Below are 23,435 nucleotides of genomic sequence, written 5' to 3'. Positions count from 1 at the left end.
TCATATCCGCTGCTTTGGAGGGGATCAGTCACATGTCTATCCGGTCCTTGCCCTATCCGGTCTTCGACATCGACAACCACATGTACGAGACGACGGACGCGCTCACCAAGTACCTGCCCAGAGAGCACCGCGGTAAGGTCGGCTACGTCGAGGTCAACGGACGGCCAAAGCTGGTCGTCAAGGACCACATCAGCCACATGATTCCCAACCCGACATTCGCGCGGGTGGCCAGGCCGGGCAGCGCCGAGGACTACTTTTTGGGCAACAATCCAGAGGGCCTGAATTTCCGTGAGTTCATCGGCGACGCAATGGATGTCATCCCGGCCTACCAGTCTCCGGCTCCCAGGTTGGAGCTGATGGATGAACTCGGCATCGATCAGTGCGTCATGTACCCGACCCTCGCCAGCCTCATCGAGGAGCGCACCACCGACGACGTCATTCTGACCCACGCAATCATCCATGCACTCAACGAGTGGATGCACGAACACTGGACGTTCAACTACCACGACCGCATCTTCGCGACGCCCGTCGTTTGCCTCCCACTTGTCGACGAGGCCATCAAGGAGCTGCACTGGTGCCTCGAACGAGGAATGAAAACGTTCTTGGTTCGCCCAGCCCCGGTGCCCAGCCGCTTCGGCGGCTCGCGCTCGATGGGGCTGCCCGAGTTCGACCCGTTCTGGGAAGAAGTTGTCAAGGCCGACATTCCGGTGACGATGCACGCGTCGGACAGCGGGTACCAGAAGCACCTCATGGAATGGGAGGGCGGCGACGAGTACCTCTCGTTCAAACCCAGCGCACTGCGCGAGGTGGTCATGGGGCACCGCGCGATCGAGGACACCTTAGCCGCAATGATCTGTCATGGCGCGCTGTCTCGATTCCCCGACCTGAGAATCTTTTGCGTCGAGAATGGCAGCGGTTGGGTGCGCAATCTTCTCGAACAGCTCAACACCGCGTACAAGATCATGCCCAAGGAGTTCGACGAGCATCCTGTCGAGGTGTTCAAACGCAACATCTACATCCACCCGTTCCTCGAGGACGACGTCAAGGGGATCGTCGACATCATGGGTGAGGATCACGTGATGTTCGGCTCCGACTTTCCCCACCCTGAAGGCATCGGCGACCCGTTGAGCTTTGTCGACCGGCTTGACGGCATCTCCGATGCCGCGAAGGCGAAGATTATGGGCGGCAACGCCATTGAGCAGTTGAGGCTCAAGGTCTCGGTATGACCCAGGCCTCCCCCACGGTCTACGAGGGCATCTCCGGTTTCGAATCGCACGTCGGGCAACACCTCGGCTACAGCGGGTGGCACGAGGTCACACAGAAGGAAATCGATTTGTTCGCCGAGGCGACCGGTGACCATCAATGGATTCATGTCGACGCGCAGCGTGCGGCCAACGGCCCGTACGGTAGGACGATCGCGCACGGATATTTAACGCTGTCACTGGTTCCCATTCTCGTACAACAGATTTACCGGGTAACGGGACTGTCGATGCAAGTCAATTATGGTTCTGACAAGCTTCGCTTCCCTGCCCCGGTACCGGTCGACTCGCGCATCCGCGCCGGCGCCGAGCTCATCAAGGTGGACCGCAACGACACGGGCGGCCGGGCCACCGTGCGAGTCACCGTCGAAGTTGAGGGGTCCGACCGGCCGGCATGCGTAGTCGACACCATCGCGGCCATGGTCGATGCCTGAACCTAAGCGTTCAGCAGCCGTTCGCCGATAACCTCATCGCTACGCAGCTTCGTCAGCTCGTCATCGGAAAGACCGAGAGCGCCCAGCACCTCGTCATTGTGTTGACCGAGCGTCGGCGATGGTGCACGGTGATGCCGCCGGGGTCCCGGCGTGATCCGAAATGGCCAGCCCGGGAACCGATGTCGACCAGAGAGTGGATGCTCGAGTTCCTGGTAAAAGCCGCGCACCCGGAGCTGGTCGACGTCGTACATGCGGTCCGGAGTGAGTATCCGCTCCGCCGGTACTCCGCCCCGGCGCAGACAGTCGGCGGCCTCGTCTGATGTCCGGGCCGCAGTCCACCGGCTGAGCACTTCGTCGAACGCGTCGTGGTTGTGCAGCCGCGCCTCCGGTGAGGCCAACCGCGGATCTTCGTTCAGTTCAGGACGACCGACCACGTCGACGACGGCGGCCCAGTCGGCATCATCACGCACCGAAACGGCGACCCACTCGTCATCGCCACTGGCCGGATAGACACCCTGTGCGTAACAGCGGTGTCGATTCCCTTCTCGTTGGCGCAACTGGTGGGTCAGTGAGTATTCGATGACGGGCTCGGCCGTCACCGCCGCGCCGACCTCGATCTGCGCGACCTCGATCAGTTGACCTTCACCGGTTCTGCGTTTGTGTTCGAGCGCGGCCAGCAGTGCGACCGTGGCGTGTACACCCACGATCGGATCGGCGGGCCCTTGCAGGTTGCACGGTGGACCGTCGGGGTACCCGGTGGCCGCTGACATTCCGGATATCTGCTCAAAGTTCAGTGCCCACCCGACGTAATCGCGCCATGGGCCTTCGAGGCCGAGGCCCGGCATGCGGACCATGATGACGTCCGGATTCACCTTCACCAGCGCGGCATAGTCGAGGCCGAACTGCTCGACCACGCGCGGCGAGAAGTTCTCCACCACGACGTCTGCCTCGGCGGCAAGCTTCAGGGCCAGTTCCCGGCCGGCTTTGGTGCTGAGATTCAAGGTGATATCGCGCTTGTTGAGGTTGGTTCCCTGCCACATCGGCCCTATTTCGTACCAGTCATCGGTGCTGCGCAGCAGCGAGCCCGAATATCGATGGGCGTCCGGACGTTGGATCGACTCGACCTTCACCACATCGGCGCCGAATGCGCCCAGATAGCAGGTGAGGTAGGCCCCTGACCAGAATGTGCTCAGGTCGAAAACCTTGAGATCGGCGAATGGCATTGTCACATCGTCGACTTTGGATGCCGCTGGTTTCGTCCGGCGATCGTGCGATGAGGCGGCCGCTCTATCGCCCAGCCGCGGCGCCGGTTTCGGTGGTTGAGCCGGCGTGCGGTCCAACCGGAACGGTGCGCCCGGTCGGAGGAAGCGTTGGCCTTCCGATCCGCTTTCGACGAAGAATCCGCGCTCGCGGTACTGGGGACAGTCCAGAATGGATGCTCCGTCGTTGACCGGCGCCGCCGGGATTCGCATTGCCTGGCTCAACTCGACCAGATCGGCCACGGTCATCGAATCAAGCCACGGCTGCGCCTTCGCGAAGAACTCGTCGCGTTCGGGACCGCCCAGCATGATGGCTATTTGGTGATCGCCGAATTCCGGCAGTCCTATCATCGCGCAGACGTCCAGCCAGTGCTGTCCCGTCAAACAGTTGATCCCGATCCAGCCGTCGGCGGCGCGCACTATGCCGAGCATCGGACCCGCCTTCGAATTGGACGGAAGACCAAGACTTTTCAAGCGTTCAGCCATCAACATCGGATACGCCAGAGTGGACAGGAGCGACTCGAACGCCGAGACATCGACCTCGATCACCCGCTCCAGACCCGCATCCGCGACCCGCAGGGCCGTCAGCGCCGCAAGCGTGGCGTAGCTACCCGCGATGTACTCAGGGATGCGTACACCGGCCTGTACCGGCGTTCGGCCGAGTTCGCGAGTGTTGATCCAGCCCGACGCGGCCTGCAGGGTCAGCGATGTCGACTGGCGAGTCCGCCGCGGCCCCTCCTGACCGTAGTCGGAGATCCGGACGACCACGAGATTCGGATTGAGGCGTTGGAGAGCGTCACGGTCGAGTCCCCAGTTGAACCTATCGGCGGATCCGGCCGGCAGATCCTCGACGACCACGTCTGCTTGAGCAATCAACTCGGTGAGGGCATCGGGATGCGCTTCGAGATCGATTGTCACGCCGTGCTTTCCAGCGTTCAAATACTCGAACAGTCCGCTCGACGGGCCCCACCTTCGCAGCGGATCCCCCGCCGGCGACTCGACCTTGTATACGTCGGCGCCCAGATCGACGAGCAATTTCGTGCAATACGGCGCCGAGATTTCGGTTCCCACCTCGAGCACCCGCAGTCCCGACAGGGACCCGGTCACGCGGGCACTCCGATCGCCTTGGGTTCCATGTATGCGCGCAGCCCGATCACGCCGCCTTCGCGCCCAATCCCGCTCTGCTTGAACCCGCCGAAGGGTGCGTCGCCAGGTATCGTTCCGTTGATCGAGACCTGACCGGTCCTGATCCGTCGCGCAAGTCCGATCGCGCGCTCGATGTCGGTGCCCCAGACCGCACCACCGAGCCCGTAAGCCGAATCGTTTGCGATGCCGACCGCTTCGTCGTCGCCGCGGTATCGCAGCACCGTCAATACCGGTCCGAACACCTCCTCCTGCGCGATAAACGACTCCGCGGTGGCATCCGTCAACACCGTGGGCTCGAAATAGAAACCGCGGTCGAGCCCGGCCGGCCGCCTGCCGCCGGCGACAATCTTGGCCCCGTCGCTTTCCGCGCGCCTGACGAAACCCTCGACCCTGTCCAGATGTTGGCGACTGATCAGCGGACCCATGCCGGTGGCATCGTCGGTCGGGTCTCCCACGGTGACGTTGCGAGCCAGCTCGGCCAGCCGATCGACGACATCGTCGTGCAACTTGTCTGGGACCACCAGACGACTGTTCAAGATGCACGCCTGACCTGCGTGCATCGTGCACCCTTCGAAGAGCAGCCGCTCGAACAATTCGTCGGTCAAGTTGACATCGTCAAGCAGGATGGTCGCCGATTTGCCGCCGCACTCAAGCAGGATCCGTTTCATTGAGGTTGCGGCCCCGGCCATTACATCGCGACCGACCGCCGAACTTCCGGTGAAGGTCACCATGTCGACGCGGGGATCGACGGTCAAGATCCTGCTGGCCTCCACACTGCTCGGAGTGACAACGTTGACCACGCCGGGTGGAATGTCCGTCTGTTCGTCGATCAGCCGCGCCAGTGCGAGGCCTGCCAGCGGTGTCAACGGCGAGGGCTTGAGGACAAGCGTGTTGCCCGCGGCCAGCGCGGCACCCAGCTTCATCACATTCAACGTGTGCGGGAAGTTCCACGGCGTCATCGCCGCGACCACCCCGAGCGGTTCGTAGCGCAACAGGGTGGTGCCCGCCGCGCCCCACGCGTCCATCGGCGCCTCAGCCGGCTCGAGCGCAAGTTCCGCGGCACGGCCGACCATGAATGCGGGGCCCTCCACATGTATCAGCCGCTCGTTTGCTGTGCAGCCCCACTCGGCCTGCGCCAGCGCATAGATCTCGTCGCCCCGGGCGAGCAGCGCGTCGCTGAGCTGTTGGAGGCAGCGAGACCGCTCGGCTGGATCCGCCACGGCCCAGGGCCCGGAATCGAAGGCGGCCCGCGCCCCACTGATGGCCTGCTTGACCTGCGCCACCCCGGCATCGGGCGCCGAGGCAAGCACTAATTCTGTCGCCGGGTTGACGACGTCATATCGCCCGGTGTCTGGTTCGACCCAATTTCCGTCGATATAGACGCCATACTCGCCGATCAGGCTCGATTCGGCCATCACATCACTGGACCTTCCGGTTGATCGCCGAACTGTGCGGTGTCGTCTGAGCTCGATGCGACAGGTCCGACAATTCCTAAAATATGTACACCCGACGGTGCGCCAACGTCAATGTTCTCGGCCTTCAACGGGGATAATAACGATTGACACCGGCAACGCTTGTGCTGTAGACACAGCACTATCGGACATATCTGAAATAACTGTCTGATACCCCGTCTGTCGAGGAAGGCCCGCAGTGCCCATTGACTCCACCTCCAGACCGACGTCCACATTGCCGCTGCACTCTCCGGACTACTACGCCGGCAATCCGTACCCGGGCTATCGGGAATTGCGCAACAGCACACCGGTGGTGTGGAACGACGTCACGAACTTCTGGGCCCTGACGAAGTACGAAGACATCCGCTACGTTTCCGGCCATCCTCTGAAGTTCTCGTCGACCAAGGGCATCACGATCCCGGATCCGGCTACCCCCAGTCCGGTACAAGAGGGCAACCTGATCTTCACCGATCCGCCCCGGCACCGGCAGCTGCGCAAGCTGATCAACTCTGGCTTTACCCGGCGACGGGTCAGTTTGCTAGAACCCAAGGTGCGGGAGATCGTCAAGGGCATTCTCGACGACGTCGACCCCTCACAGGAGTATGAGTTCGCGGAGCAGATCGCCGCGCCGCTGCCGACCCGGATGATTGCGGAGATGCTCGGCGCACCACCCGAGGACTGGGAGCGGTTCCGCACCTGGTCGGACGCGGCGGTGGGTACCGCCGACCCCGATATCGAGATGGACAACATGGTGGCACTCGGCGAGTTGTACGAGTACTTCACCAAACTGATTGATGCGCGACGCTCTGGCGAGGTCACCGGGCAGGACGACCTGCTGTCCATTTTGGCCGCGGCCGAGGTGGACGGCGAACGCCTCACCGATGCGGACCTACTCAACTTCGCCTTCCTGCTGCTGGTTGCGGGCAACGAGACAACTCGCAACCTCATCGCGCTGGGCACACTGGCGCTGGTCGACCATCCCGATCAGTTCGCTCTACTTCGATCGAAGCCCGAGCTTCTGCCGCTGGCGGTCGAAGAGATGCTGCGGTTCACCAGCCCGGTGACCCACATGGCACGCGAAGCCACCGAGGACGTCGAGATCCGCGGCCAACAGATCAAGGCGGGTGAAACGGTGGTCATGCTCTACGGCGCTGCCAACCGCGACGAGGAAATCTTCGGCCCAACCAGCGAAGAGTTCGATATCACCCGGAACCCCAACCCCCACATAGCATTCGGCGCTGGCGAACACGCGTGCCTCGGCGCGCAACTGGCACGGCTGGAGGCAAGGGTGATGTTCGAGGTACTGCTGGGCGCCTATCCGAGCATCGAACTGACCGGCGATGTGACGCGGCTGCGCGCCACGATGGTGCCGGGCGTCAAGCGCATGCCGGTACGGATGGGAGTCGGCGTCTGATGGATTTCGACTTCACCCCCGAACAGGAACAGCTCCGAAAGGACTTTCGTCAGCGGCTGGAAGCCGTGATGACCCCCGAACGGCGCAAGGCGGTAGCAGGGCTGATGGAGGGCGGCGCGGCGGTGGCCGACTGCCGGCGTGCGCTCGGCGAGGCCGGCCTGCTCGGTGTCGCGTGGCCGGTCGAGTATGGCGGCAGCGGCCTCACTCCCCTCGAGCAGTACATCTTTGGCGAGGAAGCACGCCGAGTCCATGCACCACTACCGATGATCACGCTGAACACGGTCGGCCCCACGCTCATTCAGTACGGGACCGAGGAGCAGAAGCAAAAGTTCCTTCCCGCGATCCTGCAAGGCAAGGTCGACTTCGCGATCGGCTACTCCGAGCCCGGCGCCGGTAGTGATCTCGCATCACTACGGACCAGTGCGGTGCGCGACGGCGACGAGTTCGTGATCAACGGCGCCAAGATGTTCACCAGCGGTGCGGAATTCGCCGACTACATCTGGCTGGCCGCCCGGACTGATCCGGAAGTCAAGAAGCACAAGGGCATCACGGTATTCATCGTGCCCACCGACGCACCGGGCTTCTCTTGGAAACCACTGCGCACGATGCCCGGTGTCTCGACCTACTACACCTTCTACGACGATGTGCGGGTCCCCGAGAGCGCCATCGTCCTCGGCGAGAACCAGGGCTGGAAGTTGGTCACCAATCAGCTGAATCTCGAGCGCGCAGCACTGGGCAATCTCGGTGCGCTCGAGCCACTATTCGACAAGACGCTGACGTGGGCCAAGACCACTGAGCTCGATGACGGATTCGTCATCGACCAACCGTGGGTGCAACAGGCCTTGGCACGCGTAGAGGCGCAGGTCGCGGCCTACCGTCTGCTCAACCTGCGGGTAAACACCAACATGAGTTCCGGTGCGCTGGGCATGGGTGAGGCATCGGCCGCAAAGGTTTTCGGCACCGAACTCACCCAACAGGTCGCCCGCGAGCTGCTCGACGTGGTCGGCCAGGCGGGCCTACGAAAGGATCAGTCAGGCCCGCTCAAGGGCGAACTGGAGAGCGCCTACCGGCTAGCCGTCATCAACACATTCGGCGGCGGAGCCAACGAACTGCAACGCGACATCATCGCCATGGCGGGTCTGGGAATGCCGCGCGCACCCCGCGACATGCGAGCCTCCTGAAAGGAGTGTCGACACCTATGACCGAATCGACCAAAGACGAACTGCGCCAGCACCTGGACGCGCTGGTCGGCACGCCCACCGACGGGGTCGGCAGACCGTCCCACGCACCGGATCCGGTGAACGCCGCGATGATCCGACATTGGGCTTACGCATTGGACGACATGAACCCGGCCTACCTCGACGAGGACTTCGCCCGGAGCTCTCGGCACGGGGGGCTGGTCTCGCCGCCGGTGATGCTGCAGACCTGGACCATGCCCCCACCGAAGCTGGCGGGCATTCACGAGCGCGGCGGTGTGCCAATCGAAATCAAGAGCAACCCGCTGCAGTTCCTGTCCGACGCCGGTTATACCGGCATCATCGCGACGAACTCCGAGTTCGAGATCGAACGCTATCCCCGGGTAGGGGACCAGATCACCGCCGAGACGGTCTTCGACTCGATCTCCGACGAGAAGAAAACGGCGATGGGCGACGGCTACTTCGTCACCTGGGTGACCACTTACCGCGATCAGAATGACGAGGTGATCGGCCGCCAATGGTTCCGCACACTGCGATTCAAGACGGGCGGGGCCCCCGCCGGAACGGCTGGGGACTGATGGCCAGCAGACTCGCTCCCTCGATCAGTCCCGACACCGAGTTCTTCTGGTCGGGCTTGAAAGACAACGAACTTCGCATTCAGCGCTGCGCAAACTGCCAAACGTTACGTGTCCCGCCGCGGCCGATGTGCGGCAGGTGCCAGTCGCTCAAATGGGACTACGTCCTGGCCTCAGGGCGCGGCACGGTGTACAGCTTCGTGATGCCGCAGTACCCCCCGCTGCCGTTTCTTCAGTACCCATACGTCGTTGCGCTGATCGAGCTCGAAGAGGGTGTGCGCATCGTGTCGAACCTCTGTGACATTGAACCCGCAGCCGTCGAGGTCGGCATGCCCGTCGAGGTCTTCTACGAGACATTTGAAGCCCTTCCGAGTGGCGACGAGTTGGTGCTGCATCAATTCCGGCCGGCCGGCTGACCGAAGGCGATTGAACTCATGGATTTCACTTTCACCGAGGAACAAGAGACCGTCGGTAAAGTGGCGCGCCAGTTGTTCGAGCACCGCGCCACACCCGAGCATCTGACCGAACTGGAGTCCGGCGACGTGCGCTACGACGCCGAGTTGTGGAACGAACTCGCGTCCGCCGACCTGCTCGGCGTCGCACTACCCGAATCCGTGGGCGGCAGCGACGGCGGATTTCTCGAATTGGGCGTGCTGCTAAGCGAGGTCGGCTTCAGTGTCGCACCGGTCCCCGTCTACGCCACGCTCGTTCTGGGCGCGGACACCATTGCGCGGCACGGTGATTACGTCTTGCAACAACGGTATCTGCCCGGCGTGGTCGACGGCAGCACAATCCTCACCGCCGGGCTCGTCGAACCGGGCAACTCCTCCCCGACCGCTCCGCGTACCACCGCACGACTCGACGGCGACACATGGCGACTAGAAGGCAAGAAGGAGTTGGTGCCCGCGGCGCAACTTGCATCGGCCGTAATCGTGTCGGCGCAGACCGAGGACGGTCCCGGCCTGTTCATCGTCGACACCGACACCGACGGCGTGGCCATCACACCGGTGCCCACCACCAACGGTGAACCGCATGCCGACGTGGACTTGACCGACGCGATCGGCCAGCCACTCACCGAACATGGCGGCGGGGCCAGCGTCGACTTGCTCTATACCCGGGCCCTGGTCGGCCTGTGTGCGATCCAAATCGGGGTTGTGGAAAGGGCTTTGAAACTGGCCGCCTCATACACCAGCGAGCGTGAACAGTTCGGCCGTCCCATCGGGTCATTCCAGGCCGTCCAGCAACGCCTCGCCGACGCATTCATTGACGTCGAAGCTATCCGGTGGACCACGTGGCACGCGGCATGGTTGATTGCCCAAGAACGACCGGCTGATCGCGAGGCCGCCATCGCCAAGTTCTGGGCGGCCGAGGCAGGTGCCCGCGTAGCGGCCTCGGCCCAACAGGTGCACGGTGGCATGGGAATCGACATCACCTACCCCCTGTCCCGTTATTTCTTGTGGGCTAAGCAGAACGAACTTGCGCTCGGCTCGACGTCGCAGCAACTGGCCCGCCTGGGCAACGCATATGCGGAAGGAAGCGGCAAATGACCTCCACCCTCAAGCGCACCACAACCCTGGCGTGGAACACCATCAATGTGGGTGACGAGATCACACCGATGGACGTGCCCGTGACCACCACGCTGATCGTCGCGGGCGCCATCGCCTCGCGCGACTACATGCCAGTGCACCACGACCGTGACTTCGCCAATTCCCAAGGCTCCAAAGATATTTTCCTCAATATCCTGACCAGCAACGGGCTCTGTGTGAAATTTCTGCACGACTGGGCCGGACCCGAGGCGATAATCAAGAAGCTTTCCGTCCGCCTCGGTGTTCCCGCCTACCCAAACGATCCCCTGCGCTTCGAAGGCAGCGTCACCGACAAGTCGTCAGCCGACGGCGAAGGCTTGGTCGAGGTCAACTTCAAAGGCACCAACAGCCTCGGTGCCCACGTCTCCGGCACCGCGGTGCTCAGCCTGCTCGACGGGGTCGATGCGTGAGCGCCGGCATCGGCGGGAAAGCGGCCCTCGCCGGCATCGGTCAGACTGAATTCTCCAAGGAGTCGGGGCGCACCGAAATGCAGCTGGCCTGCGAGGCAGTCAAGGCGGCCATCCACGATGCCGGCATGCGTCCCAGCGATATCGACGGCATGGTGACGTTCACCGTGGACGAGAACGAGGAGATCGAGGTTGCTCGAAACGTCGGCATCCGAAACCTATCGTTTTTCACCAGGGTTCCGCACGGCGGCGGAGCGGCCGCAGGAACCGTGATGCAAGCCGCGATGGCTGTCGCGACCGGTGCCGCCGAGGCGGTGGTGTGCTACCGAGCATTCAACGAGCGCTCCGGCTTTCGGTTCGGCGGCGCTGGACGCCAACCCGGCGTGACGCCGTTGTGGATGGCTCCCTACGCGCCATTCGCGTTGATGACCCCGGCCGCGTGGGTCGCCTTGCACGCTCAGCGGTACATGTCGACCTATGGGGTCACCAACGCCGATTTCGGCAAGATCTCGGTCATCGACCGCAAACATGCCGCCAATAACCCGGACGCCTGGTTCTACGGCAAGCCCATATCCCTTGAGCAGCATCAGGAGTCGCGCTGGATCGTCGAACCGGTGCTGCGCCTGCTGGATTGCTGCCAGGAAAGTGACGGCGGCGTCGCGATGGTGGTGACCAGTGTCGAGCGGGCGCGGGATCTGCCCAAGCCGCCCGCCGTCATCACCGCGGCCGCCCAAGGAGCGGCCTACGACGGCGAAGTGATGACGAGTTACTACCGCCAAGAGATCACCGGGCTACCCGAAATGGGCGTGGTCGGCAACAAGCTGTGGCACGACTCCGGACTGAAACCGAATGACATATCGACGGCTTTCCTTTACGACCACTTCACTCCGTTCGTATTCACCCAACTCGAGGAACTCGGATTTTGCGGGCGGGGCGAGGCCAAGGATTTCGTATCGATCGACGAGCTGTCATTGGGCGGGCGGATGCCGATCAACACCAACGGTGGCCTGCTCGGTGAGGCTTACATCCACGGGATGAACGGCATCACGGAGGGAGTGCGGCAGGTGCGCGGTACGTCTCACAACCAGGTCGACCACGTCGAACACGTGCTGGTCACCTCGGGCACCGGCGTCCCGACCAGTGGACTGATCCTCGCGCCCGATAGGTGAGGCGCAGCACCGCTAGTCTCATCGGCAGCTAGAAAGGGGTTCTCCATGACGCAGGCAACCGCGACCGACACCCGCGCTGCCATCATCGCGGCGGCCTTCGCCTGCTTTCGGACCCAGAGCTTGGCCAAGACGACTATCGTCGACATCGCGCGGACCGCCGACGTGTCCCGCAGCACGTTCTACGAATACTTCCGGGACAAAGAGACAATCGTCGAAGCCTGCGCCGAGGCGGCCTCGCAGCGGTTCTACCGCAACATGGCCAAGGCGATCGACCGCCGCGGCGGTAGCACCCTCGAGGGCCGGCTCGTCGAGGCCGCTGTCTTCGTCACCCAGGCACGCAGGGTCGTCGAACCGGAGGCCTACTTCGACGAGGCGGAAGTCAGCCTGATGATGACGAAGAACGCGGCCATGCTGCTGAAGGACTGCACCGAATTCCTGGCGCCCTACGTATCTGCCGCCAGGCTCACCGGGGAGGTCCGAAGTGATCTCGACATCCCCACTGCGACCGAATGGTTTGCGCGAATCTTGTTCTCGCTGTTCACGACTCCGTCGCCAACGGTCGATATGCGTGACGACGAGGCGGTCACCGAATTCGTAAGGGCCTATGTCGTCAACGGGTTCGTCGACGGCCACGGGCGGCGCCGCTAAAACGTCTGGCCTCAGCCAACCACGCCAACCCTGCGCACCGGAACGTTTGACCAGCCGCACACATTCGCCATTGCTACCCTTTGCAACCCGTCGCGGTCGACTTCGTACTCGGGAAGTAGATCCAAAAGCGCGCCGAGCGCGATGCGACTCTCCATGCGGGCCAGTGCCGCACCGAGGCAACTGTGTATGCCGTATCCGAACGCGAGGTTGAAGCCCATCCTGCGCTCTCGATCGATGTCCAACCGGTCGGGATCATCGAACATTCGCTCGTCACGTGTCGCCGAACCGGTGACCAGTATCACCGCACCGCCGGCCGGGATGGTTATCCCGTGATAGGTCACGTCGCGTGTGGCGGTCCGAACCTGGTACTGCGATGGAGCCTCGTAGCGCAGCAGTTCCTCCACCGCGGCGGGTATTTTGCTTCGGTCGTCACGTAGCTTGCTCCACTGGTCGGGAAAGTCGGCGAATGCGACCATCGCGTTGCCGACTAGCTTGGTGACCGTTTCGGCGCCCGCCCCGCCGAGCATTGTTGCGAACCCAGTGATGTCGACGTCGGTCAGCTTCTCCACCACACCGTCACGTTCGATCTCCGTCTCGATCAAACGGCTGATCATGTCGTCTTCGGGGTGGGTCCGCCGCTGCCGCACCAGGTCGTAGTAATAGAGGCCCGTGTTCACCGACGCCTCGTATCCCCGCTTGGTGGTGGCGATCTCGCCCGGATGGCGCTCTAGGAGCAAATCCAGCCAAACGCGGATTTGATCGCGGTCCTGCTTCGGCACACCGAGCATCGTCGTGATGACCTCGTTGGGGAACAGGGCCGAGAAGTCGGCGACGACGTCGAAGGATGCGGGATTCAGCGCTTCTATGCGCTCGTAAACCTTGTCGCGCACCATATCTTCCAGCGCGGCAATCGCCCGCGGGGTGAACACATTGCTGACTAGCCTGCGCATCTTCTGATGCTCGGGCGGATCCATCGAGATGATCACCTTGGGCACCGGGATGGCGTCGTCGTGGGCCTTGACCATGTCCAGGGTCGCGCCCTTGGCCGATGAGAAGGTTTCGTGGTCTTTTGTCGCGGGTGCTACATCCTCATACCGGGTGAGCGCCCAGAAATCCCACTTCTCGCTGTAGTAGACGGGCGCCTCATCGCGAAGCCGTCGATAGGTGCCATAGGCCCCATTGAAGAATTCGGTTGAGAACGGGTCGAATTCCACGGGGATCGTTGAGTTCACACGATCGCCCCGGATTCCTTGTACTTCGTGATCAGGTCCCAGTCGATGCCCGCATCCATCAGCACTTCCTCCGTGTGCTGGCCGTGCTCGGGTGCGCCGGGCGGGATGACCGCCTGCTCGTCGAACTGAACGGGGTTGACAGGCAGCGAGAATGGCACGCCGTTGACGGTTTGGGTGTGCGCGACGTAGCCATTCGCGACGACGGCGGGGTCCTGACACAGCTCGGCCGGCGTCTGCACAATTCCCCATGCGCCGGATAGCACCGCCAGCGTTTCGCGCCATTCGGCCAACGTGCGCTTGGCGAACGCCGCGTCGAGCAACGCGATGAGAACGACTCGATTCTCGAACCGCGATGCGGGTTCGGCGAACCGCGGATCGTCCACCAACTCGGGAAGACCGATCACCCGCATCGCCTCGGCGTAGAACTTGTCGAGTTGCAGCATCATCAGCTGCACGTAACGATCGTCTTTCGTGCGATAGGTGGCCACCAGCGGGTTAGGTGAATCGGCGTGCCCGTACTTGGGAATGGAGCTGCCACCGTGGATTTGGCTCACCGCGACGTCGGGGCTGAGGTTCCATGCGGCCAACCCGAGAAGGGAAACGTCGACCACCGAACCCTTCCCAGTCATTGCCTTCTTGTAAAGCGCGGCGGCGATCCCTCCCGCGATCGCCATCCCTCCGAGCAGGTCACCGAACGCGGGCCGTGAGCGCACCAACTCATCGGCGTCCTCAGTGAGGACAGTGGCGATTCCCCCCCGCGCCCAGTAGGACACACCGTCGTAGCCAGGCTTGTCGGCATCTGGCCCCTTGGGCCCGTGCCCCGAGCCGCGCACGTAAACGATGCTCGGGTTGGCTGCTCGGATGTCCTCGACGTCGATACCGAGCTTCGCGCGGCGCTCCGGCAGGTAACTGGTCAGGAACACATCGCTGGTTTTGGCCAGTTCGCGCACCACTTCCTGGCCGCCGGGCGTGCTCAGATCCACTCCGATGGATTTCTTTCCCCGGTTCGGGATTTCGATCATGTAGTTGACCGACCCGCCACCCGAGTCGACGATCCCCATTGTGACCAGGCCGCGTTGCGGATCACCGCCGTTACGCGGCTCGACCTTGATGACTTCTGCGCCCCACTCGGCAAGTACCGCACCGGCCGAGGGCACGAACGTCCACGCGGCGACCTCTAATACACGAACTCCGCTGAGTACCTTATCGTCGGAAATGACGCCCTCCCGGCTCCCGGTAACGCTAATTATCGCAAATGAGAATTTTGTTTTCGCTTGGCATTGTAAACGGATTACGGCCGCCGCGAGAGACGCCCGGGTTGCTCGGGATCCCCGTTCCGCCAGAACGCTTGCCAACTCGGCATCCGCTGCGGCATGGGCTTGCGAAGCGGTACGTCCGCCGGCCACCGGATGAACTCTGGCCCAGGCCGTTCGGTCACGTCCACGGAGTACCACGGATGCTCACGCCGCGTGACAAAGTACCACCGACCGTCACGTCGTTCGTACACGTCTTCGTAGCGCATCGTGATCACGTACCACCCGTCGCCTTCTTCGTGCTCGGCGCGGCAGTAGACCGAACCCGTCGCATGATCAGCGTCGATGAAGTCGAACTCGTGCCCGCAGATCAGGTGGATACTGCGGTAAAACCGTCGTAAGGCGCGGTCATACCACCGCTGCAACGCATTCCGGCCGCGACCATGCGCGCCCGCGTCGACATCGTCGACGAATAGCGCCACCAATGCGTCCACGTCGCGGGCGTCCAGCGCCATGGCATAGCGGCTCGGCAGCTGACTGATCGCCAAACTGGACTCGATCAGATCCAGACGGTCCGGCACCATGGTTCGCAGTGTAGTTCGATAATGGCAATCCCGAGAACCAGTATTCTCGTTTGATGAAAAGGGAACTATCCTGTTGAGGCCCAATGAACGTCCTACGAGGATCCCAACCGCATGCCCTTCCCGACGATCATCCCCACGATCCCACGACTGTTGAGATCGTGCGCGGCGAGTTTCGGCGAAAAGCCGTTCCTCATCGCCAACGGGCAGACGCTGACGTACGCCGAGCTCGATGTGCGCTCGTCGCGGTTGGCGCTGACGCTGCTCGGAGAGGGCATCGCAAAGGGCGACCATGTCGGGATTCTTATGCCCAACAGCGTGGAATGGGCGCTCGCCTGGTTCGCGGTCACCCGCATCGGCGCCGTCGCTGTTCCACTCAACACGTTCTACAAGGCGTCCGAATTAGCCTGGACTGCCCGTCACGCCGACCTGAAAGCGGTCTTAGCGTGGTCCGCGTTCCGCAACCACGATTTCGTCGAGCGTCTCGAGGAGGCGTTACCGGGTCTCGCCCAACAGGGTGAACCCGGCCGACTCGTTCTGCGCAACACGCCGTTTCTGCGCACGATCGGGGTGTGGGGACCGTGTGATCGGTCCTGGGCGACGGCATTCGAGGCTAAGGAAGCACCGGCGGGCATCGATGCTGATTTGCTTCTCGATGTCGAGTCCTGCGTGACCCCGGCCGACGAGGCGATGATCATATACACCTCGGGTAGCACCGGTGACCCGAAAGCCCCTGTGCACACACAGGGAACCTTGGTCCGCCACACCTACAACCTTTCCTTTCAGTACGGCCTCAGACCCGACAGTGTGTTGTTCACCGCCATGCCGTTCTTTTGGGTGGGGGGGCTGATCACCGGATTGCACGCCGTGATTCACCACGGCGCCACGCTCGTCACCCAGCCCGCGTTCGATGCGGCGGACGCATTGGCATTGATGGAGCGCCACCAGGTGACGATCGCGCTCGGTTGGCCACAGCAGGGCAAGTCTTTGTCGGAGCACCCCGATTTCGCTGGGCGGAAGCTCACTTCGGTGCAGCGCTCCAGCATGCCGGCGATGGTGCCGCCGGACCGGCGACCCAAGGGGCCGAGTGCCCTTGGAATGACCGAACTGTGCGGCAACCACATCGGCGTGGACCCTTATCCGCCACAGCCGCCGGATCGAGCTGAGACCGGCGGGTTTCCGGTCGAGGGTCTCAGCCACATCCTCGTCGAACCCGCGACCGGCGTACCGGTCCCGGTCGGGACCAGCGGTGAAATCTGGGTTCGCGGCTACTCGTTGATGCAGCGCCTCTATAAGCGTGAGCGCGAGGACGTGTTCACCGCCGACGGGTACTACCGGACCGGTGATTGCGGAGTCGAGTATGACGACGGCTGGATCAAATTCACCGGCCGGTTGGGCGATCTGATCAAGACTGCTGGTGGAACCAACGTCACACCGAGCGAAGTGGAACTGGCCCTGGCCGATTGCGACGGCGTGCTCGAAGCGTACGTGGTCGGCGTCGAGAGCCCCGAAGACGGAACGGTGGTCGCGGCGGCGGTGGTGCCGCGGGGTGATTCGACACTCGACGGCTCGTCGTTGCAAGTGCAACTGCGGAGCCGGCTTTCGGCGTACAAGGTGCCGAAGTTCATCTGGGTCACCTCAAAGCAAGAACTTCCTTTCACCGCGACCGGAAAGATCAAGAGGACGGAGCTGGCGCAGCAGCTCAGCGGGCTGCTGGTGCGCCGCTGAACGTCGATTGGCTGCAACCACCCCACAGAGAATATTCATTCTCACACGCGAGAATTGCCTCGACCACGTACAGAGGGAGCGATCATGAGCAACCGGCACGCCAGCATTGCAGGGGCACGGATGCTGATCATCGGTGCATCCTCGGGCATCGGACAGGCTTTGGCCGTTGCCGCCAATTCCCGGGGCGCCAACGTGGCGCTCGCGGCCCGGCGACTGGACCGCCTTGAGGAACTGGCCGATCAACTGCACGGATCGGCACACGAACTCGACGTGTCCGACCCCCGCGCCATCGAATCCGTCGTCGATGACGTCGTGGCCAATTTCGGCAAGCTCGATGCGGTGGTGTTTACCAGCGCCGTGGTGCCGTTCGCCCTGATCGAAGAGACCGATGTGGAGACATGGCTGCATGCGTACGCCGTCAACGCCGTCGGCGCCTCCCACGTACTGCGTGCGGCGCTGCCGCATTTGGCCGACGACGCCGTAGTCATCGTGGCGTCGAGCCACGACGTCGGTCGGGCTCGCGCGGGTGTGGCTGCCTACCAAGCGAGTAAGGCGGCGCTGGACGAGATCCTGCGAGCGTGGCGCGCCGAGCATCCCGATCTCGCCGTCATCCGGGTCAGCGTCGGCCCCACTTGTGACACCGAGATCCTGCGCGGAGCCGATCGCGAATTGCTGGCTCACCTATACCGGGCCTGGGCGCACGAAGGTCAGATTCCCGACGAGATGTCCACGGTCGAAGACGTGGCCAATGCCATGCTTTCCCTCATCGCCATTTCACGCGCCTACCCCACGGTGATCAGCGAGATAGTGCACCTCGCCCCCCGAATCATCAAGCGCCAGCCGGCTCGGACCGACAGCTGATCGGGATTGGAGCACGAATGTACATCTGTGATCGAGCGCGATTAGGAGCAATTGCCATGACCACCAAGCCGTTACGCGTTGCCGTCATCTCCACCGGCTGGATCAGCAGCCTGGCGATACGCGCGATCGTGCGGCGTCGGCACCTCGAACTGGTCGGGGTGTGGGTACACACCGCGGAAAAGACCGGTCGCGACGTCGGGGAGATCGTCGCATTGGGTCAGATCGGTATTACCACCACCAACAGTCTCGACGACATCATCGCGTTGAGGCCCGACTGCGTCGTCTACGGGGCAGCCAGCGCCGAGATGGATGCGGCCGCGGTTCGCGACTATGTGCGTCTGCTCGGCGCGGGGCTCAACGTGGTCACGACCAATACGCCCGGAATGATGTTTCCCAACAGATGGATTCCCGAGCTCGCCGGCCAGGTGCGCGAGGCGGCCTTATCGGGCGGGGTGACCATCTACACGTCGGGTATCGAGCCTGGCTTTGCCGGTGACCAGTTCGCGGTGCTGCTGACAACGTTGTCCGACACGATCCGGTCTATTCGCGCACAGGAGATCTTCGACTACTCGGCCTATCCGAATAAGGATCTGATGGTCACCGCAATGGGATTCGGCAAGCCGATCGAATTCACGCCGCTGCTTGAACTCGAGGGTGCCCAGCAGTTCGCCTGGGGGCCGCCCATCGGATTGGTCGCCAAGGCGCTCGGGGTCGAGCTAGACAAGGTCACCGAATCCTACGAGCGCGTGATCACCCCGCGTGATCTCCACGTAGCGTGCGGGATCATTCCGGCCGGGACGGTTGGCGCCGTCCGCGCTGAAACCACCGGCGTGGTCAACGGTCAGCCGGTGATCACCATCGAACACATCAACCGCATGGCCCCCGACCTGGCGCCACAGTGGGCGACAGCACCCAACGGCACATACCGCCTCATCATCGAGGGCCAACCTCATATGCAGTGCGAACTTAGGCTCGGCACCGAGGACACGCCTGAGTCGGCCAACGACAACGCAATGCAGGCGACCGCCATGCGCGTCGTCAACGCCATTCCCTACGTCGTCGATGCCGCGCCCGGAATCGCGACGTCGCTGGATCTGCCGATCACCGCACCGCTCAACGCCATCGACGTCGGGTAGACGGTGATCATGGGCCCAACCCGCGGACTGGACGCTACCACCGATCGCAACGTTGATTCTCGAGGAGTGTCAACGCTGATTCTCGTCTGCTGTAGCGTGTCAGTGTGGCCGAGTTGACCGACCGGGTCGCCCTCATCACGGGCGCGGCGCGCGGCCAGGGGCGCGCCCACGCGCAACGGCTCAGCGCGGATGGCGCCGATGTGATCCTCACCGACGTAGCGGGTCCCCTTCCGCCATGCGTCCCCTACGATTCGGCAACCCCAGCGGACCTGGCGGCGACTGCGGAGTTGGTCAAAGCCAACGGCCGACGCGCCATCACCGCAGTCGTTGATACCCGCGACCACGAAGGTATGTGCACGGCTGTTGCGGAAGCTGTGGCAGAGCTAGGACGACTCGACGTCATCGTCGCCAACGCAGGCATCTGCGTGCCCGCACCATGGGATCAGGTGAAGGCACGCGACTTTCAAGATGTCGTTGACGTGAATCTGGTCGGGACGTGGAACACAGTCATGGCGGGTGCAAGGCACATTGTCAACGGCGGCCGGGGCGGGTCGATCATTCTCATCGGTTCTGCTGCAGGCTTGACGATGGAGCCATTCATGATCGCCTACACCGCCAGCAAGCACGCAATCGTCGGGCTTGCGCGCGCATTCGCAGCAGAACTCGGTAAGCACAATATCCGGGTAAACAGTCTTCACCCAGGATCGGTCGCCACCCCGATGGGCACCGGTCGAATGCTGGAGGCGATGGCCGACGCGGCGAGCTCGAACCCCGCTCTGCACAACGGCTTTTCCCGACAGCTACTCCCCAACGCGGTCACCATGCCGGAAGATGTTGCCGGCGCAGTGGCCTGGCTGGCATCCGACGAATCGCGGTATGTCACGGCCGCCGCCATTCCCGTCGACGTCGGTGTGACCGGGACCTAGGTGCGCGACTGCCGACTCACGATCGAAGGTCCCGACAGCGGTTGGGCGATCACGCCGGGCAGGGCGTCCACGACGTCCGGAATTGCGTTGACAGCCGCCATCGCCGTGACCGCGACACCTGGGTTCACCCGGGTAATTGCCGACTGCTCGAAGTGCAACTCCAGGCTCATACTCGGACTGCCCTGGATGCGGAACACCATCCCGCCTTCGCCCTCACGTGCGGGCTTCGGCCAGCGGTCCGGCCACGGTGTGCTGCTGACGGTCGCGAAGTACTGCACGGCGACAACCGGTCGCGCGCCGATCATGCCGGCAAGTTGCCAGCGGTGGGCACATATCGTCCCCTCGGGGATGACACCTAGCGCGGTGTCGAGATCCGTAGGCGCAAGCAACCTCTCCCAGTCCAGATCGATCCGGTCGAGCACGAATCCGAGGATGTCAGCGATATAGCGCACCACGGTTTCCCAGTCCTTGTTCACCTTTCCCGAGGCAATGCGAACCGGCACGTGACCGTCGGGTTTCCCGAAGCCCATCGACTCGTGCAATACGTCCCAGATCGGATACGCCTTGTCCAGATCGAGTGCGTACTCGTCCATCCGATACGAGTCGACCCGCCCTGCCCCGGCGAGTAGAGCGGTCGGAATGTTCAGGCTGATGAATCCCGGCTCACTGCCGGTTGCGTAGAAGGTTGAATTCCCCTTCCGGGCAGCATCTTCCAAAGCATCGCGCCACCCGGCGGGCGCCGCGGCCGGGTAGACCAGCGGGATGGTCGAGAAGGTCACCACGTTGATGCCTTCCTCGAGGTAGGTGACGATGTCTGCGATGGCTTCCTCTTCGCGCCGGACCGCCGTCGCGCAGTATGCGACACAGTCCGGAGCCAGCGCCAATACCTTTGAGATGTCGCCGGTCGCACTTACCCCGACATCCGCCGTCCCGCAGAGTTGGCCCGCATCCACCCCGACTTTCTCCGGTGCCGACACCTTGACGCCGACCAGTTCCAGCACAGGATCGTCGATGATTGCCCGCAACGCCTCGCGACCGGTCAATCCGGTACCGACGTGGACCACGCGGTAATGTCTCTTAGCATCATTCGCCAATGTTTCACTGCCCCTTCTTAGTTCGGTGCTAGGCCGGGCCCGGATCACCTGTAGAACGGCCCTGGCTTGCCCGCATTCTGCAGGTGCCCGCACGGGTCGTAGACCTTCACATTCGGATAAGGGTTCCGGTCGTAGGCGGGTTCGGACAAGCCCGCCGCCCGCAGGCCCGCGAGCACGGCCAGGGGCACTGCGAAAGTGACGAGGCCCGCCGCCACCGATATCAGCAACTGTCGGGTCAACGTCAGCTTCGGACGTCCTCGGCGTCCAGGCAGCCAACGCGCGATGCTGCTGATCAGTACCAATTCGTCATCCTCATCGCGAACGCACATCACCGCGACCATCGCGAAGATGAACGAGTCGTACACCGCCATGATCAGCGGGAAATAGACATGCCCAACGCGCAGCACGGGGCCGACGGCTTCCGTGTAGAAGAAGATGCCGCACCTCATCCAGGTGAACTGAACCACCCTGTCTCCACCCGGGAGGCGGGTCGTCGTCGATCTCGAAGTCGAGTGGGTCGCAGTACGGGTCAACCTTCACCCTGCATGTCACAGGATGAGAATAGGCGTAATCGGCTGTTGGAACGAGATATTGCGGTAGAACATCAGAACTGCCGATACATTGGAGATCCGCGATGGGACGGGAAGGGAGTCGATACTTGGACCACCAGCAATCGTCCGCTACGTGTCATCCAGTGGGCCGAACGGGAGATGCTGGTCGAGTTCGAGACACTGTGGACGGTCGGCGGCAAGTACCCCGAACAGTGGCCCAAACCTCTCGACGGGTGGACGCTGACCATCGAGGGTGATCCGTCCATGCGCACGCACTTCTTTCCCCTGGCCAGCTTTTCGCGCGATGCTTCGATCCAGGAGCATGTCAGGGCTGGACTGATCACCGTCGCCATGCAGGTCGTCAACGCCATTCCGGCCGTCTGCGCGGCGCCGGCCGGGTTCGCGACGATGGCCGATCTCCCACTGATCCGCAGCTACACCGGTTTCGGCAATCGACGTCCAAGTGCGCTCTAGCGGTTGGTCCAGTGCGCGACAAATGGGGCGATCGTGGAGATGTCGTAGAGGCCCGGGTCGGCCGCCATCACCGTCGGTATCGCGTTGATCGCATGCATGGCGGTGGCCAAGCAGCCTTGTTTGGCGTGATCCTGGTCGTGTGAGCCGATCACGAGGTGGCACTTCAGGTTCGGCTCGCCATCGAAGCTCAGCTCGTATCCGATCTCCGTCGGCCAGTCCGGCGCAAGGTCGTCGGCCATGCGTGTGAGGTGCTCGACGGCCAATATGGCGGCGCCGCAGTCGACCTCGACGCCGAAGCGCATGGCGGCGACCGTGCCTGCAGGGATCTCGCCGGCGGCCACCGTCAAAGCCCGCGGCGTGGTCTGAACCTCGCGGAAACCCTGCACGGACCTGATCTCCAACCCCAGCGACTGGGCGAGCACGGTGGCACTGCCGATCCAGGCGCTCGCCGCGTAGTCAGGGTTGGTCAGCAGCGGCGTCGTATCGTCGGGCGCATGTCCGAAACCCATGGCATTGAAGATCAGGTCATGGCTGGCGTAGCTCGAGTAGTTCAGGACTTCACGCACACTGATCCGCCTGGTACGAGCGGTGAGCCGCGACAGGACAGGCGCAAGGGATTCGCCGAAGAATCCCGGGTATAGGCCGACGCCGAGGAACGAGGATTGTCCGGTGCGGCAGGCGTTTTCGATACCATCTGCCAACGAGGCATGCAGCGAACGAGGATGGATGAAACGGCTCCCGGTGGCTACGACGTTCTTGCCCGAAGCGAGAAGATCGCAGACATCGGCAAAACAACCCGGCGTGTCGGTCTCGACTTTGCCCATGTAGAGCACAACGTCGGCCTCGGTGCTGATGATCTCGTCGCGGTTGGCGGTGGTGTGAAGTCCGACTTCGCCGCCACCACACAGGGTGCCAGCGTCCACTCCCGCCTTCGCCGGGTCGTAGACGCGCACCCCGACCAGGTCCAGATCCGCTCGTTCAATGACGTGGCGAAGCGACGTCATCCCGGTCACGCCAGTGGCCCACTGGATCGCCCGTGTCATCGCATACCTCTC

22 protein-coding genes and 1 pseudogene are annotated in these 23,435 nt (G+C 63.1%); 15 read left to right on the top strand and 8 right to left on the bottom strand.

Annotation, left to right across the window (positions count from 1 at the left end; translation table 11 throughout):
• The first annotated feature begins 32 nt into the window (after window positions 1-32).
• Together A5636_RS06605 and A5636_RS06600 are read left to right on the top strand one after the other, a co-directional pair.
• Window positions 33-1,226 carry an amidohydrolase family protein gene (locus A5636_RS06605; RefSeq protein WP_065157898.1) on the top strand — a complete coding sequence of 398 codons (1,194 nt, stop codon included), beginning with the start codon at window positions 33-35 and terminating at the stop codon, window positions 1,224-1,226.
• A complete protein-coding gene (locus A5636_RS06600; protein ID WP_065157897.1) occupies window positions 1,223-1,693 on the top strand; it encodes a MaoC family dehydratase in 471 nt (156 codons plus the stop codon). Before A5636_RS06605 ends, A5636_RS06600 begins: the two co-directional genes overlap by 4 nt.
• A gap of 2 nt (window positions 1,694-1,695) precedes the next feature.
• On the opposite strand, the gene A5636_RS06595 is transcribed toward A5636_RS06600, so the two are convergent.
• The gene (locus A5636_RS06595; protein ID WP_065157896.1) at window positions 1,696-4,059 is read right to left on the bottom strand and encodes a CaiB/BaiF CoA transferase family protein; all 2,364 of its coding nucleotides are present in this window, start codon (window positions 4,057-4,059) and stop codon (window positions 1,696-1,698) included.
• Window positions 4,056-5,513 (bottom strand): aldehyde dehydrogenase family protein, encoded by a 1,458-nt coding sequence (locus tag A5636_RS06590; protein ID WP_065157895.1) that lies wholly within the window; start codon window positions 5,511-5,513, stop codon window positions 4,056-4,058. The genes A5636_RS06595 and A5636_RS06590 overlap by 4 nt, the downstream gene beginning before the upstream one ends.
• Before the next feature lie 277 nt (window positions 5,514-5,790).
• Between A5636_RS06590 and A5636_RS06585 the strand changes: the two genes are divergently transcribed.
• The 8 genes from A5636_RS06585 to A5636_RS06550 are packed head-to-tail and all read left to right on the top strand — an operon-like array spanning window position 5,791 to window position 12,544.
• The gene (locus tag A5636_RS06585) at window positions 5,791-6,963 is read left to right on the top strand and encodes a cytochrome P450 (protein ID WP_065157952.1); all 1,173 of its coding nucleotides are present in this window, start codon (window positions 5,791-5,793) and stop codon (window positions 6,961-6,963) included.
• Window positions 6,963-8,144 (top strand): acyl-CoA dehydrogenase family protein, encoded by a 1,182-nt coding sequence (locus A5636_RS06580; RefSeq protein ID WP_065157894.1) that lies wholly within the window; start codon window positions 6,963-6,965, stop codon window positions 8,142-8,144. Before A5636_RS06585 ends, A5636_RS06580 begins: the two co-directional genes overlap by 1 nt.
• Before the next feature lie 17 nt (window positions 8,145-8,161).
• Window positions 8,162-8,737, top strand: coding sequence for an FAS1-like dehydratase domain-containing protein (locus A5636_RS06575; RefSeq protein WP_065157893.1), 576 nt, complete (start codon window positions 8,162-8,164; stop codon window positions 8,735-8,737).
• The gene (locus tag A5636_RS06570) at window positions 8,737-9,150 is read left to right on the top strand and encodes a Zn-ribbon domain-containing OB-fold protein (protein WP_065157892.1); all 414 of its coding nucleotides are present in this window, start codon (window positions 8,737-8,739) and stop codon (window positions 9,148-9,150) included. Before A5636_RS06575 ends, A5636_RS06570 begins: the two co-directional genes overlap by 1 nt.
• A gap of 18 nt (window positions 9,151-9,168) precedes the next feature.
• Complete coding sequence (locus A5636_RS06565) at window positions 9,169-10,281, top strand: acyl-CoA dehydrogenase family protein (RefSeq protein WP_065157891.1); 1,113 nt, start codon at window positions 9,169-9,171, stop codon at window positions 10,279-10,281.
• Window positions 10,278-10,730: a MaoC family dehydratase gene (locus A5636_RS06560; protein ID WP_065157890.1), complete on the top strand. Its 453-nt coding sequence runs from the start codon at window positions 10,278-10,280 to the stop codon at window positions 10,728-10,730. The genes A5636_RS06565 and A5636_RS06560 overlap by 4 nt, the downstream gene beginning before the upstream one ends.
• Entirely contained in the window at window positions 10,727-11,896 is a 1,170-nt protein-coding gene (locus tag A5636_RS06555) for a lipid-transfer protein (RefSeq protein WP_065157889.1), read from the top strand. Before A5636_RS06560 ends, A5636_RS06555 begins: the two co-directional genes overlap by 4 nt.
• Window positions 11,897-11,941: 45 nt before the next feature.
• A complete protein-coding gene (locus tag A5636_RS06550) occupies window positions 11,942-12,544 on the top strand; it encodes a TetR/AcrR family transcriptional regulator (RefSeq protein ID WP_065157888.1) in 603 nt (200 codons plus the stop codon).
• An 11-nt stretch (window positions 12,545-12,555) separates the two neighbouring features.
• Here the strand turns inward: A5636_RS06550 and A5636_RS06545 are convergent, their stop codons facing one another.
• From A5636_RS06545 to A5636_RS06535, 3 genes are all read right to left on the bottom strand, one after another.
• Complete coding sequence (locus tag A5636_RS06545; protein ID WP_253900520.1) at window positions 12,556-13,776, bottom strand: cytochrome P450; 1,221 nt, start codon at window positions 13,774-13,776, stop codon at window positions 12,556-12,558.
• On the bottom strand, window positions 13,773-14,993 hold the full coding sequence (locus tag A5636_RS06540; protein ID WP_172827170.1) for a CaiB/BaiF CoA transferase family protein: 1,221 nt from the start codon (window positions 14,991-14,993) through the stop codon (window positions 13,773-13,775). Before A5636_RS06540 ends, A5636_RS06545 begins: the two co-directional genes overlap by 4 nt.
• A gap of 74 nt (window positions 14,994-15,067) precedes the next feature.
• Entirely contained in the window at window positions 15,068-15,598 is a 531-nt protein-coding gene (locus tag A5636_RS06535; protein ID WP_065157949.1) for a nuclear transport factor 2 family protein, read from the bottom strand.
• Between the two features lie 126 nt (window positions 15,599-15,724).
• On the opposite strand from A5636_RS06535, the gene A5636_RS06530 reads away from it, so the two are divergent.
• The 4 genes from A5636_RS06530 (at window position 15,725) to A5636_RS06515 (ending at window position 20,261) form a co-directional block, all read left to right on the top strand.
• Complete coding sequence (locus A5636_RS06530; protein WP_065157887.1) at window positions 15,725-17,338, top strand: class I adenylate-forming enzyme family protein; 1,614 nt, start codon at window positions 15,725-15,727, stop codon at window positions 17,336-17,338.
• 84 nt (window positions 17,339-17,422) lie between these two features.
• On the top strand, window positions 17,423-18,199 hold the full coding sequence (locus A5636_RS06525; protein ID WP_065157886.1) for an SDR family oxidoreductase: 777 nt from the start codon (window positions 17,423-17,425) through the stop codon (window positions 18,197-18,199).
• Between the two features lie 101 nt (window positions 18,200-18,300).
• The gene (locus tag A5636_RS06520; RefSeq protein WP_081287641.1) at window positions 18,301-19,335 is read left to right on the top strand and encodes an NAD(P)H-dependent amine dehydrogenase family protein; all 1,035 of its coding nucleotides are present in this window, start codon (window positions 18,301-18,303) and stop codon (window positions 19,333-19,335) included.
• Between the two features lie 104 nt (window positions 19,336-19,439).
• The gene (locus A5636_RS06515) at window positions 19,440-20,261 is read left to right on the top strand and encodes a mycofactocin-coupled SDR family oxidoreductase (protein ID WP_065157884.1); all 822 of its coding nucleotides are present in this window, start codon (window positions 19,440-19,442) and stop codon (window positions 20,259-20,261) included.
• Here the strand turns inward: A5636_RS06515 and A5636_RS06510 are convergent.
• Window positions 20,258-21,325, bottom strand: a complete 1,068-nt coding sequence (locus A5636_RS06510; protein ID WP_253900518.1) for a dihydrodipicolinate reductase — start codon at window positions 21,323-21,325, stop codon at window positions 20,258-20,260. The two genes, A5636_RS06515 and A5636_RS06510, sit on opposite strands and share 4 nt — an antisense overlap.
• A gap of 74 nt (window positions 21,326-21,399) precedes the next feature.
• Window positions 21,400-21,822, bottom strand: coding sequence for a hypothetical protein (locus A5636_RS06505; protein WP_253900517.1), 423 nt, complete (start codon window positions 21,820-21,822; stop codon window positions 21,400-21,402).
• Window positions 21,823-22,062: 240 nt separating this feature from the next.
• Here A5636_RS06505 and A5636_RS06500 point away from each other — a divergent pair.
• Window positions 22,063-22,380, top strand: a pseudogene (locus tag A5636_RS06500) (dihydrodipicolinate reductase); the annotation flags it as partial.
• Here the strand turns inward: A5636_RS06500 and A5636_RS06495 are convergent.
• Window positions 22,377-23,423 (bottom strand): NAD(P)H-dependent amine dehydrogenase family protein, encoded by a 1,047-nt coding sequence (locus A5636_RS06495; RefSeq protein ID WP_065157883.1) that lies wholly within the window; start codon window positions 23,421-23,423, stop codon window positions 22,377-22,379. The pseudogene A5636_RS06500 and the gene A5636_RS06495 sit on opposite strands and share 4 nt — an antisense overlap.
• Between the last annotated feature and the right edge of the window lie 12 nt (window positions 23,424-23,435).

Source organism: Mycobacterium asiaticum, from assembly GCF_001673315.1.
Classification (GTDB): domain Bacteria; phylum Actinomycetota; class Actinomycetes; order Mycobacteriales; family Mycobacteriaceae; genus Mycobacterium; species Mycobacterium asiaticum_B.
This window is presented reverse-complemented; position numbering and strand designations above follow the sequence as displayed.